The sequence below is a fragment of the Bacillus sp. 11B20 genome (assembly GCF_056098985.1).
In genome coordinates, this window is sequence record NZ_JBLZWZ010000007.1 from 123,026 (window position 1) to 139,943 (window position 16,918).

General features: G+C 41.7%; 14 protein-coding genes. 11 read left to right on the forward strand and 3 right to left on the reverse strand.

The genetic code is table 11. The annotated features are described in order from the left end of the window. Window positions 1–467 precede the first annotated feature (467 nt). From ACN6NB_RS04845 to ACN6NB_RS04855, 3 genes are read left to right on the forward strand one after another with little or no spacing between them, the layout of a single operon-like run. Window positions 468–1,208, forward strand: coding sequence for an ABC transporter ATP-binding protein (locus ACN6NB_RS04845; protein WP_047202605.1), 741 nt, complete (start codon window positions 468–470; stop codon window positions 1,206–1,208). Then, window positions 1,201–2,421, forward strand: coding sequence for an ABC transporter permease (locus ACN6NB_RS04850; protein WP_144490881.1), 1,221 nt, complete (start codon window positions 1,201–1,203; stop codon window positions 2,419–2,421). The genes ACN6NB_RS04845 and ACN6NB_RS04850 overlap by 8 nt, the downstream gene beginning before the upstream one ends. 53 nt (window positions 2,422–2,474) lie before the next feature. Further along, on the forward strand, window positions 2,475–3,182 hold the full coding sequence (locus ACN6NB_RS04855; protein WP_144490882.1) for an EcsC family protein: 708 nt from the start codon (window positions 2,475–2,477) through the stop codon (window positions 3,180–3,182). A gap of 46 nt (window positions 3,183–3,228) precedes the next feature. On the opposite strand, the gene ACN6NB_RS04860 is transcribed toward ACN6NB_RS04855, so the two are convergent. Then, window positions 3,229–4,416, reverse strand: coding sequence for a M20 family metallopeptidase (locus tag ACN6NB_RS04860; protein WP_039177597.1), 1,188 nt, complete (start codon window positions 4,414–4,416; stop codon window positions 3,229–3,231). A gap of 283 nt (window positions 4,417–4,699) precedes the next feature. Between ACN6NB_RS04860 and ACN6NB_RS04865 the strand changes: the two genes are divergently transcribed. Continuing rightward, the gene (locus tag ACN6NB_RS04865; RefSeq protein WP_228285951.1) at window positions 4,700–4,852 is read left to right on the forward strand and encodes a hypothetical protein; all 153 of its coding nucleotides are present in this window, start codon (window positions 4,700–4,702) and stop codon (window positions 4,850–4,852) included. A 64-nt stretch (window positions 4,853–4,916) separates the two neighbouring features. On the opposite strand, the gene ACN6NB_RS04870 is transcribed toward ACN6NB_RS04865, so the two are convergent. Continuing rightward, window positions 4,917–5,402: an antibiotic biosynthesis monooxygenase family protein gene (locus tag ACN6NB_RS04870; protein WP_024425462.1), complete on the reverse strand. Its 486-nt coding sequence runs from the start codon at window positions 5,400–5,402 to the stop codon at window positions 4,917–4,919. A 127-nt stretch (window positions 5,403–5,529) separates the two neighbouring features. On the opposite strand from ACN6NB_RS04870, the gene ACN6NB_RS04875 reads away from it, so the two are divergent. The 7 genes from ACN6NB_RS04875 to ACN6NB_RS04905 all read left to right on the forward strand — a co-directional run bounded on the left by ACN6NB_RS04875 (window position 5,530) and on the right by ACN6NB_RS04905 (window position 15,574). Beyond that, entirely contained in the window at window positions 5,530–7,665 is a 2,136-nt protein-coding gene (locus ACN6NB_RS04875) for a transglycosylase domain-containing protein (protein ID WP_039177599.1), read from the forward strand. Window positions 7,666–7,789: 124 nt separating this feature from the next. Then, on the forward strand, window positions 7,790–8,848 hold the full coding sequence (gene hemE / locus ACN6NB_RS04880) for a uroporphyrinogen decarboxylase (RefSeq protein ID WP_039177601.1): 1,059 nt from the start codon (window positions 7,790–7,792) through the stop codon (window positions 8,846–8,848). Window positions 8,849–8,880: 32 nt separating this feature from the next. Next, window positions 8,881–9,819 carry a ferrochelatase gene (hemH, locus tag ACN6NB_RS04885; RefSeq protein WP_024426557.1) on the forward strand — a complete coding sequence of 313 codons (939 nt, stop codon included), beginning with the start codon at window positions 8,881–8,883 and terminating at the stop codon, window positions 9,817–9,819. A 22-nt stretch (window positions 9,820–9,841) separates the two neighbouring features. Next, entirely contained in the window at window positions 9,842–11,254 is a 1,413-nt protein-coding gene (gene hemY / locus ACN6NB_RS04890) for a protoporphyrinogen oxidase (protein WP_039177605.1), read from the forward strand. A 173-nt stretch (window positions 11,255–11,427) separates the two neighbouring features. Next, window positions 11,428–12,006, forward strand: a complete 579-nt coding sequence (locus ACN6NB_RS04895; RefSeq protein WP_059376290.1) for a TetR/AcrR family transcriptional regulator — start codon at window positions 11,428–11,430, stop codon at window positions 12,004–12,006. A 64-nt stretch (window positions 12,007–12,070) separates the two neighbouring features. Continuing rightward, window positions 12,071–14,380 (forward strand): YhgE/Pip family protein, encoded by a 2,310-nt coding sequence (locus ACN6NB_RS04900; RefSeq protein ID WP_474253256.1) that lies wholly within the window; start codon window positions 12,071–12,073, stop codon window positions 14,378–14,380. A gap of 144 nt (window positions 14,381–14,524) precedes the next feature. Continuing rightward, window positions 14,525–15,574: a M42 family metallopeptidase gene (locus ACN6NB_RS04905; RefSeq protein WP_268502998.1), complete on the forward strand. Its 1,050-nt coding sequence runs from the start codon at window positions 14,525–14,527 to the stop codon at window positions 15,572–15,574. Between the two features lie 33 nt (window positions 15,575–15,607). Here ACN6NB_RS04905 and ACN6NB_RS04910 read toward each other — a convergent pair whose 3' ends face one another. After that, window positions 15,608–16,897 carry a cation:dicarboxylate symporter family transporter gene (locus ACN6NB_RS04910; RefSeq protein ID WP_106025312.1) on the reverse strand — a complete coding sequence of 430 codons (1,290 nt, stop codon included), beginning with the start codon at window positions 16,895–16,897 and terminating at the stop codon, window positions 15,608–15,610. Window positions 16,898–16,918: the final 21 nt, after the last annotated feature.

Consider the following 16,918-nt stretch of genomic DNA (forward strand, 5'->3'; position numbering starts at 1 on the left):
TTTTCCTTTATCGTATCACAAAAAGAAGCAAAAAAGAAAACAGGACAAGCGAACTCCTTTGGTCGCTCATCCTGCTCCTGCAGAAGAAATGCTGATGCTTTCATTCGATATGCCTTTTGAATTCTCTATTTACTGAAATAAAGAATTCATATGCCTGCTATTTCTGCCGTAAACACCTCATTTGACGTTTTGGTTTGTCGTATACATATTGTATAGGACACAAAAATCAAGAATCAGTGAAGCAAAACAGAAGCTAAGGTTTTTAGATGAAAAACCAACTTGTCATGCGGTTCTTTGCCTTTAACAAACACCTCATTTACTTATTGGTCATCAAGTTCATTTCTTCTACATACATTATGATGACCATAGCGCCTATTTTTTATTCATGACTCGTCTATAGGTAAACATTTCAAATTATCATTCGTTTTTGTTACTATAAAGGAAAAAAGAAAGAAAGGAACGAATTCATGTCCCTTCTCACTGTAAAAGATGTAACGGGTGGATATACGAAGAATCCCGTTCTAAAAAATATTTCATTTGAATTAGAAAGAAATCAAATCGTCGGTCTCATTGGCTTAAACGGGGCGGGAAAAAGTACAACCATCCGCCATATTATCGGGCTTATGAAACCGCATAAAGGTGTCATTGAATTGAATGGACGAACCCTTCAAGACGACCAAGAGGCGTATCGTTCACAATTTACATTTATTCCTGAGACACCTGTTTTATATGAAGAATTAACGTTAAAAGAGCATTTAGAGCTGACAGCGATGGCTTACGGTCTATCGAAGGAACAATTAGACGAACGGCTGCCGTCGTTGCTGAAAGAATTTCGGATGGAGAAACGGCTGAAATGGTTCCCTGCTCATTTTTCAAAAGGAATGAAGCAGAAGGTCATGATTATGTGTGCATTCCTTGTGGAACCAGAGCTGTATATCATCGATGAACCGTTTTTAGGGCTTGATCCTCTTGCGATCAATGCACTGCTTGAACGGATGAATGCTGCGAAGAAAAGCGGCGCTAGTGTCCTGATGTCAACGCATATTTTAGCGACAGCTGAGCGCTATTGTGATTCCTTTATTATTTTGCACGAAGGGGAAATCAGAGCGAAAGGAACACTGGCAGAGCTGAGAGAACAGTTCAATATGAGAGATGCGACACTCGATGATCTTTATTTGGAATTAACAAAGGAAGAAAACTATGAGTAAAACAACGCTTACTATTTGGAAATCAAGATTAGAGGAACACATACAAGAAACAAGAAAATACTTAAAATACATGTTCAACGATCATCTTGTCATTGTGCTCATTTTTTTCCTTGCAGGCGGAGCAAGCTGGTACAGCAGCTGGCTCAAACAGATTCCGGCTCACTTCCCATCCTACTGGGTGATGGCAGTTGTTTTCTCGTTAGTACTTACAAGCTCATACGTACGTACGTTAATTAAAGAAGCCGATCTCGTGTTTTTACTTCCTTTAGAAGGGAAGATGGAGCCTTACTTAAAACAAGCTTTTAACTTTAGCTTTATTTCTCAGCTGTTTCCTCTCATTGCTGTATCCATTGTCGCACTTCCGCTTTATTCGGCAGTGTCTTCAGGAGGCATCACGGGGTATGTGCTGATACTGGCGCAAATGATTTTGATAAAGGGTTTGAATACAGCCATTCAATGGAGAATGACTTATTTTCAAGGAAAACATGTGAGATGGCTCGATGCAGCCCTTCGTTTTCTATTAAATATGATGTTGATCTACACCGTCTTACAGGCAGCCTATGTGATTGCAATCGTTTTTTATCTTATCTACGGTGTCTATCTCGTCTACTTAACAAATGCAGTGAAAAAACAGCCTTTTCAATGGGAACTGCATATTTCTGATGAATTAAAACGGAAGCAGCGCTTTTATCGTTTGGCAAACTTATTCACCGATGTGCCTCACTTAAAGAAACAGGTGAAAAGAAGAGCATACATGGACTGGATGTTGAAGTTTGTTCCTTACGATCAGCGTAAAACTTTTTCTTATATGTATGTGAGGGCGTTTGTACGCTCAAATGACTATTTTGGTCTGGTGTTTAGATTAACGGCCGTGTTTGTCCTGATTATTTTGTATACAGGTGCAGCAGACTGGGTGGGTGCGTTGCTTGTCTTGTTCACAGTATTTATCACAGGTGTACAGCTTGTGCCTTTAACGAAGCACTTTGCTCATCTTTCATTACAGGCACTTTATCCAGTTTCTCAAAAAGAAAAGGATCGAAGCTTTTTTGTTCTCGTCCGTAATGTGCTCATCATCCAATCGATATTGCTGAGCTGTGCAGTACTTCCAGCAGGAGGCTGGCAGGGAAGCGGACTTGCCCTTCTCATTTCTGTAGCGTTTGTGCTTGTCCTCTTTAAGCCTTACGTACAAAGTAGGTTAAAAAAGATGAGATAAGTGGAGATATGTTTTTTACAACGCGCGTATGATGACATCTAGGAGGGGACCGGATGAATGCAGCTGAACGGGAGTTGTATGAAGAAGCCATTCTTTTTCAAACACGTTTTTTAAGAAAACCTTCAAAGATCGAACGGTTTTCAAAAGCAGTTCAGCAGCAGGTGAACCGCCGAATTCCTGCCAGGTTTCATCAAGTCATCACAAGTGCAGTCAAAACAATGGTTGAATCCACCGTATCAGGATCACACTTCACTTCATTTTCAGTGATTGATGAACAATTATCTCTTGTAGAACGAAATGAACTGGCAAAGGATAAAGTGAAGTATTACCAAAAGGCGGCTGCCGTCGAAGGGATTGGAACAGGTGCAGGCGGTTTATTCCTCGGAATGGCAGACTTTCCGCTGCTGCTGAGCATAAAGATGAAATGCCTTTATGAGCTGGCGTGTATTTACGGCTTTGATTTATCTCAAAAGGAAGAAAGACTCTTTTTGCTCTGTATATTTCAACTCGCTTTTTCCAGCAGTGCACATCGTCAAAAAATGATGAAGATCATAGATGATTGGGAAACGAGCCGAGAGGAAATGGATTGGTACAGCTTTCAGCAGGAGTATCGAGATTACATTGATCTTGTGAAGCTGTTTCAATTAATGCCGGTCGTCGGAGCCGCTGTTGGCGGCGTGGCAAATCATCAGCTGACAGGACAGCTCGGAGAGGTCGCACGCCATGTATTTCACTTGCGAATATTGAAAGATATGAATTAGAAAAGCCGCTGAGGACGCTGAAACCGCTGAGGACAGCGGCTTTTTTTTATTCATTGTAGGAAAGAACGGCGTTAGCGAGTACCTTTGCTGCGACAGGCATTGCTTTTTCGTTGATATCGAACTTTGGATGATGATGTGGATACACATCCTGGCTGTTTTCCGGCATGGCGCCTGTGTAGAAGAAGGTGCCAGGGACATGCTGAAGGTAGTAAGCAAAGTCTTCTCCGCCCATTTGGGTTTCCGCTTCTTTTACTTCTGTTACACCTTCCGTCTGTTCTGCGACGTCCGCAATATATTCAGTAGGCTTCGGGTGGTTTTTGACAGCTGGATATCCTCTCACATATTCATATGTGTAGGAAGCATCATGCATCTGGCACACCCCTTTTACCACCTGTTCAATTTCTCGTTCGATGATATGCCGTGCACTTTCTTCAAAGGATCGTGCAGTACCAGTTAAAACAGCTGAATCTGCAATGACATTAAAGGCATTCTCTGCGACAAAACCTCCAACAGACACTACAGCAGAATCAATCGGATTGACTTTACGGGCAACGACTTGCTGCAGGTTTGCGACGATTTGTGAACCGATGAGTACGGCATCTTTTGTTAAATGAGGCTGGGCACCGTGTCCGCCTTTCCCTTGGACTTGAATAGAGAAACGATCGGCGGCTGCCATAAAGTTTCCGCTTTTATAAAGAATCGTGCCACAAGGCTCTGAAGACCAAAGGTGCGTACCAAATATCACATCGACACCGTCTAAACAGCCGTCTTCAATCATTGGTTTTGCACCGCCGGGAGCATATTCTTCCGCATGCTGATGAATGAGGACGATCTTTCCTTTTAATTGGTCACGATGTGTATGCAAAACTTTTGCTAATACAAGAAGTGTCGCAGTATGCCCATCGTGACCGCACGCATGCATCACTCCAGGTTTTGTTGATTTGTAAGGTACATCTTTTTCATCGTGGATGGGAAGTGCATCAAAATCAGCTCTGAGGGCAATGGTTGGCCCCGGAGAAGCTCCTTCGATAAAAGCGAGTACGCCATGACCGCCCACCTGAGTACGCGTAGGGATTTGTAATGTATCATAGTAGCTGGCGATGAAAGCGGCTGTTTCTTCTTCCTGAAAAGAAAGTTCAGGATTCATATGGAGATGGCGTCTAATTTCAACCATTTCCTCATAATGTTCATCAAGACGTTCATTGATGCTTTTCTGTAAAGTGGATATTGTCATTGAATCGAAAACCTCCTTCATGCTCTTTTACTGATTGTATGGTAATTGTTAGAATCTTTCAACAGAAGAGGATTTCGTGGTCAGTATCAAAAGGTCATTTTGCATAAAAGTCGAAGTTGATATGAAGCAGGGAAAGGGAGGAGTAGCGTTGGGAAGCTGTCCAAATTGTTCAAAAACATTTTCTTTCGTCGAAAAGTTTCATTTATCACATACGAAAATGATGATGTGTCCAAGCTGCCGGCATCAAATCAAAGAAACGTTTGTCTCAAAAATGAGTTTTTTCATGATCTGTTTGATTCCGCTATTGGTGCTGCTCGTTCAATTGAAAGGTGCTTCACCTATGTTGAAATGGCCAGTCTTATTGGGTTGGATATTGCTGAATTTCTATGTGCTTCAGCCGATCATTCATCGGTACGAGCTGAAATCAAGCTCATAAAATGAAGAGCCCAGCGATTGGGCTTTTTTTCATGAAAAAAAGAAGTGCTGAGAGCAGCACTTCCTTAATTGTCTGTGACGGCATGGTAGGATGTGAGGTAAGCCGGACGAGAGAAAATGGAGCCTGTATCCTCGTGTGGCTGAAAGAATGCTTCTGATTCTTGAAAGTCTTGAAATAAGTCCTCTGATTCCCAAAGTGTCAAAATCAAATAAACTTCTTCATCTTTTTGAGGTCTTAAAACGCGAATAGCTTGGAAGCCGCGCTGATGTTCTGAGATGTTCGTCTTTTTCTGAAAGGTGGATTCAAAGAGTGCTCTGCTTTCAAGCTTAACAGGGATATGATTCAAGGTGACGAAACCAGATTGGACAAGCTCGCCTTTCGCATAAATCACATCATAGGCATGAGGGGCTTTAAATACAGTCTCACCCTCCGTTTCATGAAAAAGAGCTGCTTGTTCTTTCCCGACCATATAAAGCAGATTTTCCAGATGGTGTTTTTTTGCGATTTTATGCAAAAAATCTGCTGTTCCATATGTAATATAGAAATTCATCTAAACCGCCTCCTGCTTGATAGTATAACAAAAGAATGATATATAATTCTTTGGCAGTCAATCCATAAAACATATTATGAAGCAATACATCCCATACTATCCGTATAAAGGAATGAGGTGACCTAATTTGAAGAAAAAGAAGATAATCATTCCATTAGTCATTGCAGGAAGTACAATCGTACTCTCATTTATTGGCTATCTGACGATTTTATTTTTAGGACATTATGTCATAGATGAAAAGAAGCTTGTTTTTCACGCTTCCTCCAAAATCATTGACCAGAATGGAAAAGAACTCACAAGCATGTATTCAGAAAATCGGGACCCTGTGTCGTTAAAAGAGGTGCCCGATAAAGTAGCAAAAGCCTTTGTGGCTGTCGAGGACAAGCGTTTTTATGAGCATCACGGAATTGATGCACAGTCTATTTCAAGGGCGGTTTATCGAGATATATTAGCAGGAGGAAAGGTAGAGGGCGGCAGTACAATTACTCAGCAGCTCGCAAAAAATATTTTTCTCACAAATGACAAAACCTTTCTTCGAAAAACGAAAGAAGTCATTATTGCCATTAATTTAGAAAGAGATTATTCCAAGGATAAGCTGCTTGAAATGTATTTGAATCAGCTTTACTTCGGCCATGGTGTTTATGGTATTCAGGCAGCAGCCAATTATTACTTTAGTAAGGATGTCAAAGATTTAACGGTCAGCGAAGGTGCTACTCTCGCTGCGATGCCAAAGGCACCATCTACTTATTCGCCTGTTCTACACCCTGATAAAAATAAACAAAGGCGGGACACCATCCTGAATTTAATGAACGAACAAGGATATTTGTCTTCAACAGAAACGGTAGAAGCAAAAGGGAGAACACTAGGCATTCATTTAAAAAAGAAATCAGAAACACCTTGGGTGGACAGCTATGTTGATCTCATCATAAAAGAAGCAGAATCAGAGTATGCCATTTCACATGAACAATTGCTTCAAGGCGGCTATACCATTAAAGTACCGATTGATATGAATCTGCAAAAAACTGCATATGATGCGATGAAGAACAACCGTTATTTCCCGGGAAAAAGCGGTTCTCCGGAAGGCAGCGCCGTATTTATTGATAACGAGTCTGGTGGAGTGAAAGCAGCCATTGGAGGACGAGAATATCAGGCGAGAGGCTATAACAGGGTGACAGCTGTTAGGCAGCCGGGATCTGTTTTTAAGCCGATCGCGGTGTACGGTCCGGCAATGCAGGAGAAAAAATTCAGACCTTATTCGCTGCTTGAAGACAAAGAAAAAAGCTATGACGGCTACTCACCTAAGAATTACGATGGGCAGTATGAGGGCCGGGTCACAATGATGGAAGCCCTCATGAAAAGTAAAAATACCGCTGCTGTGTGGACGTTAAGCCAGCTGGGCATTGATACGTCGAAGTCATATCTCGAGAAAATGGGGATAGATATCTCTGATAAAGGCTTAGCTATTGCGCTTGGTGGTTTAGAAAAAGGAGTTTCGCCATTACAGATCGCTGGAGCCTTCCATACATTTGCCAATGAAGGCGTATATAAAAAGCCTTTCTTTATTCAAAAGATCACCAATGATGAAGGAGAAACTGTAGAAAAGAATCGTGGTAAGCAAGAACGAGTGTTTAGCGTGCAGAATGCATGGAACATGACAAGAATGCTTCAGCAAGTTGTCAAAGGCGGGACAGCCCAGAGCGGTTCATACGCTGGAGATTTAGCTGGCAAAACAGGGACGACCACATATTCGGGTGTGAAAGGTGCAACAAAGGATGCTTGGTTTGCCGGTTATACGCCTAGTACAACGGGTGCGATTTGGATGGGGTATGACAAAACCGATAACAGCCACTATTTAACTGGTGGCAGTCAATACCCAGTGCAGCTGTTTAAAGATATTTTAACAGCAGCTCAAATCACCAATGAAACGTTTGAAAAACCAGAGGGAATAAAAGAGCTTCAATCTCCTATCCATTTAGAGGGAGTATCAGGATTTGAAGCCCGCTATGCGTTTAAAATCAAAGGATTATTTACATTAGAGCTGTCTTGGGACAAGCAGGAGGATAAACGCGTTGAATACCGCATCTATGAAAAGAGAAATGGAGGCGAGACGCTGATCGACACAGTGACAGGCGTGGGCAGTTATACAATGCCGTATGCCAATGTATTTTCAAACGCAGAGTATAAAGTTGTTCCATATAATACCCAAACACAAGAAGAAGGCGAAGGCAGTGCGTATGTCAAGCCAGAGTCTTTTGGACGTTAATATTCGGCGATTTTTTGAACATTGAGCCGCTTTAGTATACCGTGCCTTGAAAACGCGGTATAGTAAAAGCAGTGTTTGAGCCTTATGCAAAGAGAGTGTAAGGCGAAAGGTGGAATGAAAGGTAATGGGAAAAACGAAGGTTTTTAATGACACGTTCTTAAAGGCGTGTAAAGGGGAAAAAACAGACCATGTACCAGTTTGGTATATGAGACAGGCAGGACGCTCACAGCCTGAATATCGTGCCCTTAAAGAAAAATACGGGCTATTTGAAATTACGCATCAGCCAGAGTTATGTGCTTATGTAACAAGACTTCCTGTAGAACAATATGGTGTAGATGCTGCTATTTTATATAAAGATATTATGACCCCGCTTCCGGCTATTGGAGTGGACGTAGAAATTAAAAATGGAATTGGACCTGTGATTGATGCACCGATTCGATCTAAAGCAGATATCGAACGTCTTGGGGAACTTCATCCTGAAGAAGACCTGCCATATGTGCTTGATACCATTCAGCTTTTAACGAAGGAGCAGCTGAATGTTCCACTTATCGGTTTTGCTGGCGCACCATTTACGATGGCAAGCTATATGATTGAAGGCGGTCCATCTAAAAATTATCATAAAACAAAGGCGCTGATGTACAGTGATCCTGAGGCGTGGATGCTGCTCATGAACAAGTTAGCTGATATGACGATCACGTACATACGCGCGCAGGTAAAAGCCGGGGTCAGTGCATTTCAAATTTTCGACTCATGGGTTGGCGCTTTAAATGCAGCAGATTACCGGACATTCATTAAGCCTGTCATGCAGCGAATTTTCACAGAGCTGAAGTCTGAAAATGTCCCAATGATCATGTATGGAGTTGGTGCAAGCCATCTAGCGAAAGACTGGCACGATCTGCCGCTTGATGTGGTTGGACTGGATTGGCGTATGAGTGTAGATGAAGCGAGAAAAGAAGGGCTCACAAAAACGTTACAGGGGAACCTTGATCCAACCATCTTACTTGCTCCTTGGGAAGTCATTGAAGAAAGAGCAAAAGATATTTTAGATCAAGGAATGAAATCAGATCACTTTATCTTTAACTTAGGTCATGGGGTATTTCCTGATGTTTCACCAGATACGTTAAAGAAGCTGACAGATTTTATTCACGATTATTCAGCGAAATATAAAAAATCATCCATCTAAACTATTTCAAATGATCTGAAGGAGTGTTGGTTGTGGAGAAAAAGAAAATGGGACTTCTTGTCATGGCATATGGCACCCCATATAAAGAAGAAGATATTGAACGTTATTATACACATATCCGCAGAGGCAGAAAACCGGAGCCAGAGATGCTGCAAGATTTGAAGGATCGCTACAAGGCAATCGGCGGTATATCTCCTTTATCAAAAATTACAGAACAGCAGGCAAATGGTTTGTGTGATCATTTGAACGACATCCAAGACGACATTGAATTTCATGTCTACATTGGCTTAAAGCATATTGAACCATTCATTGAGGATGCAGTTGCAGAGATGCACAAAGACGGCATCACAGAAGCAGTGAGTATTGTTCTTGCCCCGCATTTTTCAACCTTTAGCGTGAAATCGTATAACAAGCGTGCACAAGATGAGGCAGACAAGCTTGGCAATCTGAAGATTACGTCTGTGGAAAGCTGGTACGATGAGCCGAAGTTTGTGGACTATTGGGTGAAACAAGTGAAGGATACGTATGCATCGATGAGTGAAGAGGAAAGAGAATCAGCCGTACTCATTGTGTCTGCACACAGTCTTCCTGAAAAAATTATTGCAGCAGGAGATCCATATCCTGATCAGCTCGCACAATCTGCCAAAATGATTGCAGAAGGTGCAGGAATTGAACATTATGAAATTGGCTGGCAAAGTGAAGGCAACACGCCTGATCCATGGCTTGGACCAGATGTTCAAGACTTAACACGGGATCTATTCGAACAAAAAGGCTATAAAACGTTCGTATATGTGCCTGTTGGGTTTGTCGCTGACCATCTTGAAGTGTTATACGACAACGATTATGAATGTAAAGTCGTGACAGATGAAATCGGTGCAGCCTACTATCGTCCAGAAATGCCAAATGCGAAACCAGCATTTATTGATGCTCTCGCAACTGTCGTATTAAAGAAGCTTGACGAAAGCAAGTAATTATATAAAAGAAGGCGATCCTATGCATGACAATCAAAAACACCTTGTCATCATTGGCGGTGGCATCACTGGTTTAGCCGCCGCCTTCTATTTGGAAAAGGAAGTCGAAGAAAAAGGTCTTCCCATTCAAATATCTCTTATTGAAGCGAGCCCTAGGCTAGGTGGAAAAATACAAACATTATATAAAGACGGGTACATCATTGAACGTGGACCTGATTCATTTTTAGAAAGAAAGGTCAGTGGACCGCAGCTGGCGAAGGATGTTGGTCTCGCGGATCAGCTCGTCAATAATGAAACAGGGCAAGCATATGTACTAGTCAATGAAACCCTTCACCCGATGCCAAAAGGCGCTGTCATGGGTATTCCAACTCAAATCAGCCCATTCATCACAACCGGTCTTTTTTCAGTTGCAGGAAAAGCGAGAGCCGCAATGGATTTCGTACTGCCAAAAAGCAAGCAGACAGAAGATCAGTCGCTCGGTGAATTTTTTAGAAGACGTGTCGGTGATGAAGTAGTTGAGAATTTAATCGAACCTCTTCTATCAGGCATTTATGCAGGTGACATTGACCGCCTCAGCTTAATGTCCACCTTCCCGCAGTTTTATCAAACAGAACAAAAGCATCGCAGTTTGATTCTTGGGATGAAAAAATCACAGCAGCATGCGAAAGCGCAGCAAGTGACAGCGAAAAAACAAGGGCAGTTCCAAACGATCAATCAAGGACTGCAAGCGCTTGTTGAAGCAGTAGAAAGCAAGCTCAAGCTGACAACGGTTTATAAAGGGACAAAAGTGAAGCAGATTGAAAAAACTGATGGGGGCTATGGAGTGCAATTAGACAGCGGTCAAACGCTTTTTGCCGATTCAGCCATTGTGACAACTCCGCATCAATCGATCTATTCCATGTTTCCAAAAGAAGCGGGACTTGAGTACTTGCATGATATGACATCTACTTCTGTTGCAACAGTTGCACTCGGTTTTAAAGAAGAGGATGTTCATAATGAATATGACGGCACTGGTTTTGTCATCTCAAGAAACAGTGATTTCTCTATTACAGCCTGTACGTGGACGAACAAAAAATGGCCGCATACAGCTCCTAAAGGAAAAACGCTATTGCGTGCTTATGTAGGGAAGGCTGGCGACGAATCAATTGTCGAACAGTCAGACCATCAAATCGTCAGCATTGTGCTGGAGGATTTGAAGAAAATTATGGATATTAAAGCAGATCCAGAACTGACGACAGTGACTCGTTGGAAGACGAGCATGCCGCAGTATCACGTCGGTCATCAGAAAGCCATTTCGAACATGCGAGAAACGTTTAAGCAATCATATCCTGGTGTTTATATCACAGGTGCTGCTTTTGAAGGTGTCGGAATCCCTGATTGTATTGATCAAGGAAAAGCGGCCATTTCAGAGGCTGTATCTTATCTATTTTCATAAAATAAACTCCCTTTTCTACCAAGGAAAGGGAGTTTTTCGTGTTCGAATAATTCAAAAAGAGTTGTGAATCATAAAAGTGAACAAAGTTGTTGCATCCGGAGAAAAGGATGTGGTATATTACTTTCTGTACTTAATGACCAAAACGTTCAAATAGTCATTTTGGGAGTGAGATCATGAGTGTTGATAGGAGACAAATGATTTTAGACGGGGCTACGAAGGCATTTACTCAATTTGGGTATAAAGCCACCACAATGGATCTTGTGGCGAAGCTGGCCAACGTCGGAAAAGGAACCATTTATACCTTTTTCAAAAACAAAGAAGAGCTGTTCGATGAAATTTTCACATCCCTTTTAATAGAGATGAAGAAAATTGCGGATGAAGCAATGGATGAGGAGAAAAGTTTCTCTGAAAACCTTCATTTAGCACTCTTTGCAATATTGGAATTTCGAAAAAACCACCAGCTCACAATCAAAATCTTTCAGGAAAATGCGGAGCTTGGCACATCAGCGGTCAAGGAAATGATTGAGAAGATGGAGCAAATGATCATTCGCTATGTTAAAACGAAAGTAAAAGAAGCGATTGATAAAGGCGATATTAAGCCATGTGATCCTGAATTGACTGCATTTGTGATGGTGAAACTATATATTGCACTTATTTTTGATTGGGAAAAGCGATACGAGCCTTTAACAAAAGAAGAGGTGGCCGAGTCGCTGGAGCTTTATGTACTCAAAGGACTTTTAGCCGCAACATAATTTTTTTTAAGTTCAAATGACCAAATTCTAAATTTAGTCATTCATCTATGGGAGGAAAACAGCAATGAATTTAATTCGGAATCAATGGAAAGACATTGTGACGAGCAAAAAACTACTGATCCCGATTTTCGCTGTGTTATTTATTCCGCTGATTTACAGTGGCGTATTTTTAAAAGCGTACTGGGATCCATATGGTACAGTCGATCAATTGCCTGTAGCAGTGGTCAACTTGGACGAAGGCAGTCATTATGAAGGGAAAACACTGCATGTCGGCGATGATTTAGTGAAGGAATTAAAGAAAAACGATAATTTCAAATGGAATTTTGTCGACAGTGAAGAAAAGGCAGTGAAGGGATTAAATAACGAGGATTATTATCTCGTCGTGGAAATACCAAAGGATTTCTCGAAAAATGCAAGTACAGTCCTTGATAAACATCCAAAAAAATCGAATCTGAAATATTATACGAATCCAGGCGCCAACTATGCGGCGTCACAAATTGCGAATAATGCCATTATCAAATTAAAAGATTCGGTTTCAAAGGAAGTCACAAAAAATTACGCAGAAGTCATTTTTGATAACTTCAAAACGATTGCAAAAGGCTTAGATCAAGCAAGCGATGGTGCGAAGAAAATTGATGACGGAACAAAAAGTGCAAAAGATGGCAGTAACAAGTTAAAAGACAATTTAGCAAAATTGGCTGAAGGAACGTTAACCTATAGCGAAGGTGTTCATCAGTTTGCTGGTAAAATGGGTGAACTGAACACAGGGATACAATCTCTTGACAGCGGACTTGGCCAGCTCTTAACAGGCTATCAAACCATCGATCAGAAATTTGGAGAGCTTGGTTCAGGAATTGATACATTGACTGAAGGGTTAAACACAAGCCGGGAAGGCCATCAGCAGCTCGCTTCTAAAATGCCGCAATTCACAGCGGGCATTGAGCAGCTAAACAACAAAGCACAATCCTTTTCAGAAAAAATTGAAGCAGTAGAAAAAGTCTTGTCATCACCAGAATTAGCGAATCTTGAAAAGATGGCGCCTAAACTCGATCAGGTGAAAAAAGACGCAAAAACGTTTAGTACAAAACTTGCTTCATTAAAAGAAGCGTTATCGAATCGAGATGCTAAAGTAAAAAGCATTATCCAAAACAGCTCAATGACAGATGAAGAGAAAAAGGCGGCAATGGATCAGCTTGACAGTCTGCCTAAAATCGAACTCCCTGATCTGTCTGGACTTGAACAAAGCTTAGCGGCCTTGCAGGAACTGCCTGATGCAAGTGAGGTTCAATCTGCGGTTGCTTCTGCAAAAGCTCAGCTGCAGCAAGTCAAACAGCTGCCACAGAAAACAGAACAGCTGTACACATCTACAGTCGCGATACAAAATGCGATTGATCAAATGACATCTGGTACGAATAAATTGTATCAAGGTGCACTGAAGCTTCAAACAGGTCAAGGCCAATTACAAGATGGTCTGCAGACAGCAAATGGAAAGCTTGATACAGCGAAAAGCGGTGCAGATAAGCTTGCAAATGGTTCAAGCCAGCTAAGCGCAGCGTTAAATAAGCTGGAAAGTGGTTCAACGAATATCCAAAGCAACACATCTAAGCTTGCTGAAGGCTCAAAATCACTCGATAAAGGATTGGGAGATTTAAAGAGCGGAACAGGTAAGCTGTCCGATAAATTAAAAAGCGCCGCTGATGAAACAGGAGAAATTGATGCGGGTCAAGACAATTACAATATGATTGCGAGTCCCGTGAAAACAGAAAATGATACAGCGAAAAAGATTGATAATTATGGTACAGGACTCACACCTTATATTTTATCGATGGGACTCTTTGTAGGGGCTCTCATGCTCACCGTTGTCTTCCCAATGAAAGACCCTGCTGGACGCCCTAGAAATGCGTTTGAATGGTTTTTCAGCAAATATAGTGTGCTCTTTTTTGTCGGTATCCTACAAGCAGTTATTGCAAGCTCCTTGCTCATCTTTGGGCTCGGTCTTGAGGTGGAAAGCCTCTGGCGCTTCTATCTCTTTGCGATTATCGTCAGTCTGACATTCTTAGCGATCATTCAGCTGCTGGCGACAACAATGGGGAACCCAGGACGCTTCATTGCTGTTATTATCTTGGTTCTTCAGCTCGCAGCAAGTGCTGGTACATTCCCGCTTGAGCTTGTGCCGAAATTCTTCCAAGTCATTCACAGTCTGCTTCCAATGACGTATACAATCAACGGATTTAGAACGATCATTGCAAGCGGTGATGACAGCTATTTATGGCACCAAGCAGCGATCCTTGGAACAGTTGCGATCATCATGATGGCGGCAACAACAGCATACTTTGCTTGGAACATAAGAAAAATGAAACAGGACGAAGCTTAATCCATGAATCCTTTCTCTTTAATAGAGGAAGGATTTTTCATTTGAAATTAGACATCTCGAACCTGAAGCGATATATTTTAAGAAGAGATGCTGAAAAAGGCATACATGGAAGGAATTGCTTTCAGACAAAGGAGGAAATGCCGAATGACTACTGAAGTAAATGAAACCGTTCAGCTGATTCAAAAGCTTGTATCAATCCCAAGTCCATCAGGAAATACAGAAAAAGTGATCGGCTTTGTTGAAGGTTTTTTACAAGATTTGAACATTGAGACAAAACGAAATCGAAAAGGCGGATTAATTGCCACCATTAAAGGAACAGATGACAAAGAACACCGCATGCTGACAGCGCATGTCGATACGCTCGGTGCGATGGTTAAGGAAATTAAATCAAATGGACGGCTTCGTCTAGCACTTATTGGAGGCTTTCAGTATAACTCAATTGAAGGCGAATATTGTGAAATTGAAACAGCATCAGGCCATACATACACAGGGACCATTCTTATGCATCAAACATCCGTGCACGTCTATGCGGATGCTGGAAAAGCGAAACGAAACCAAGAAAATATGGAGATTCGTCTCGATGAAAAGGTGAAAGATGCAGACGATGTCAAAGCACTTGGCATTCAAGTAGGGGACTTTATCTCATTTGATCCGAGAGTGGAAGTGACGTCTTCAGGTTTTATTAAATCAAGACATCTGGATGATAAGGCAAGTGTGGCGCTACTTTTGCGGCTCATCCACAGAATTCAAAAGGAAAATATCACATTGCCGCATACGACGCACTTCTTAATTTCTAATAATGAAGAAATTGGCTACGGCGGGAACTCGAATATTCCAGAAGAAACGGTGGAATATCTAGCTGTAGATATGGGCGCGATTGGTGACGGTCAGTCAACAGATGAATACAGTGTATCGATTTGTGTAAAGGATTCGAGCGGCCCTTATCACTATGGATTACGCAAGCATTTAGCTGCATTAGCAGAAGAGCACAACATTGATTACCGCCTTGATATTTACCCTTATTACGGCTCTGATGCATCAGCAGCCATTAGAGCAGGGCATGATATCATTCATGGACTGATTGGTCCTGGTATAGATTCCTCGCATGCCTTTGAAAGAACACATGAAGATTCACTTGTCCATACTGCAGATCTTCTTTATCACTATGTTCAATCACCATTAATCACAGCATAAAAAAAGAACCCCGATAGATGGGGTTCTTTTTCATTAGCTTGAAAGCTGTGTTGGCTCGGGTACCTCTTGTCCTGTCATCACGCGATGTCCTTTTTCAGGGTCATACTGCCCTTCCCATTTAGACATCACAACAGCTGCAAGTGCATTTCCTGTTAAGTTCACAACAGTCCGTGCCATATCCATGATACGGTCCACACCTGCAATAAATGCAAGACCTTCAGCAGGTACACCGATCGTTCCTAATGTCGCGAGTAATACAACAAATGAAGTACCAGGAACGGCAGCCATTCCTTTAGATGTTACCATCAGTACAAGAACAAGTGTAAGCTGCTGGACGATCGTGAGGTCAATGCCATATACCTGTGCAAGGAAAAGCGCAGCAATGGCTTGATACAAGACGGAGCCATCCAGGTTAAACGTATAACCGATTGGGATAACGAACGAAACAATTCCTTTTGGACATCCGATGCGTTCCATTTTATCCATGACTCTTGGTAAAACTGTTTCAGAGCTGGATGTACTAAAGGCAAGAAGCATTTCGTCTTTCATGTAAGCAAGAAATCTGAAAATATTGACGCCAATCATCTTTCCGATAATTCCGAATACAACGATAAGGAAGAGAGCGAGCGCAAAATAAACAAGACCTACAAGCTTACCTAATGAAATAAGAGATTCAAGACCAAATTTTGATACGGTCACACCAATGAGTGCGAATACACCAAATGGTGCAGCTTTCATCACAACATTAACGACATGGAACATGGCATGTGATACACCCTCGAAGAAGGCGAGCACTGGTTTACCGCGTTCCCCAATCGCTGAAACGCCAAGTGCAAACAGCACAGTGAAGAAAATAATCGCAAGCAAATCACCTTCCGCCAATGATTGGAAGAAGTTCGTTGGAACGATATGAAGGAACGTATCAGCAACTGATTTGCTGCTTTGCTCTTTTTCCGTTTCAACATACTGGCTAATATCTTGTTTTTCCGCATGTCCAAAGTCAACGCCTGCACCAGGCTGTACAAAGTTTGCTAGGACAAGGCCAAGGATAATCGCAAATGTTGTGATAATTTCAAAATAAAGAATGGTTCTAAAACCTAGTTTCCCTACTTTTTTACCATCACCCGCACCTGCAACACCTAAAATTAAGCTGGATACGACAATTGGTATGACAATCATCTTAATGAGTCTTAAGAAGAAGTCTCCAATTGGTTTTAAGTATGTCTCGACTCCTGGGTTACCGAAAAAGATTGCCCCAACAACGACACCGAGAATAAGACCGATTAGGATTTGAGTAGCCAATCCAAATTTTAATTTTTTCATAGATTTCCTCCCTAACATATT

Coding starts and splice junctions, on each gene's coding strand:
- ACN6NB_RS04845 (WP_047202605.1), top strand. CDS start 468: ATGTCCCTTCTCACTGTAAAAGATGTAACGGGTGGATATACGAAGAAT.
- ACN6NB_RS04850 (WP_144490881.1), top strand. CDS start 1,201: ATGAGTAAAACAACGCTTACTATTTGGAAATCAAGATTAGAGGAACAC.
- ACN6NB_RS04855 (WP_144490882.1), top strand. CDS start 2,475: ATGAATGCAGCTGAACGGGAGTTGTATGAAGAAGCCATTCTTTTTCAA.
- ACN6NB_RS04860 (WP_039177597.1), bottom strand. CDS start 4,416: ATGACAATATCCACTTTACAGAAAAGCATCAATGAACGTCTTGATGAA.
- ACN6NB_RS04865 (WP_228285951.1), top strand. CDS start 4,700: ATGATCTGTTTGATTCCGCTATTGGTGCTGCTCGTTCAATTGAAAGGT.
- ACN6NB_RS04870 (WP_024425462.1), bottom strand. CDS start 5,402: ATGAATTTCTATATTACATATGGAACAGCAGATTTTTTGCATAAAATC.
- hemE (WP_039177601.1), top strand. CDS start 7,790: ATGGGAAAAACGAAGGTTTTTAATGACACGTTCTTAAAGGCGTGTAAA.
- hemY (WP_039177605.1), top strand. CDS start 9,842: ATGCATGACAATCAAAAACACCTTGTCATCATTGGCGGTGGCATCACT.
- ACN6NB_RS04895 (WP_059376290.1), top strand. CDS start 11,428: ATGAGTGTTGATAGGAGACAAATGATTTTAGACGGGGCTACGAAGGCA.
- ACN6NB_RS04900 (WP_474253256.1), top strand. CDS start 12,071: ATGAATTTAATTCGGAATCAATGGAAAGACATTGTGACGAGCAAAAAA.
- ACN6NB_RS04905 (WP_268502998.1), top strand. CDS start 14,525: ATGACTACTGAAGTAAATGAAACCGTTCAGCTGATTCAAAAGCTTGTA.
- ACN6NB_RS04910 (WP_106025312.1), bottom strand. CDS start 16,897: ATGAAAAAATTAAAATTTGGATTGGCTACTCAAATCCTAATCGGTCTT.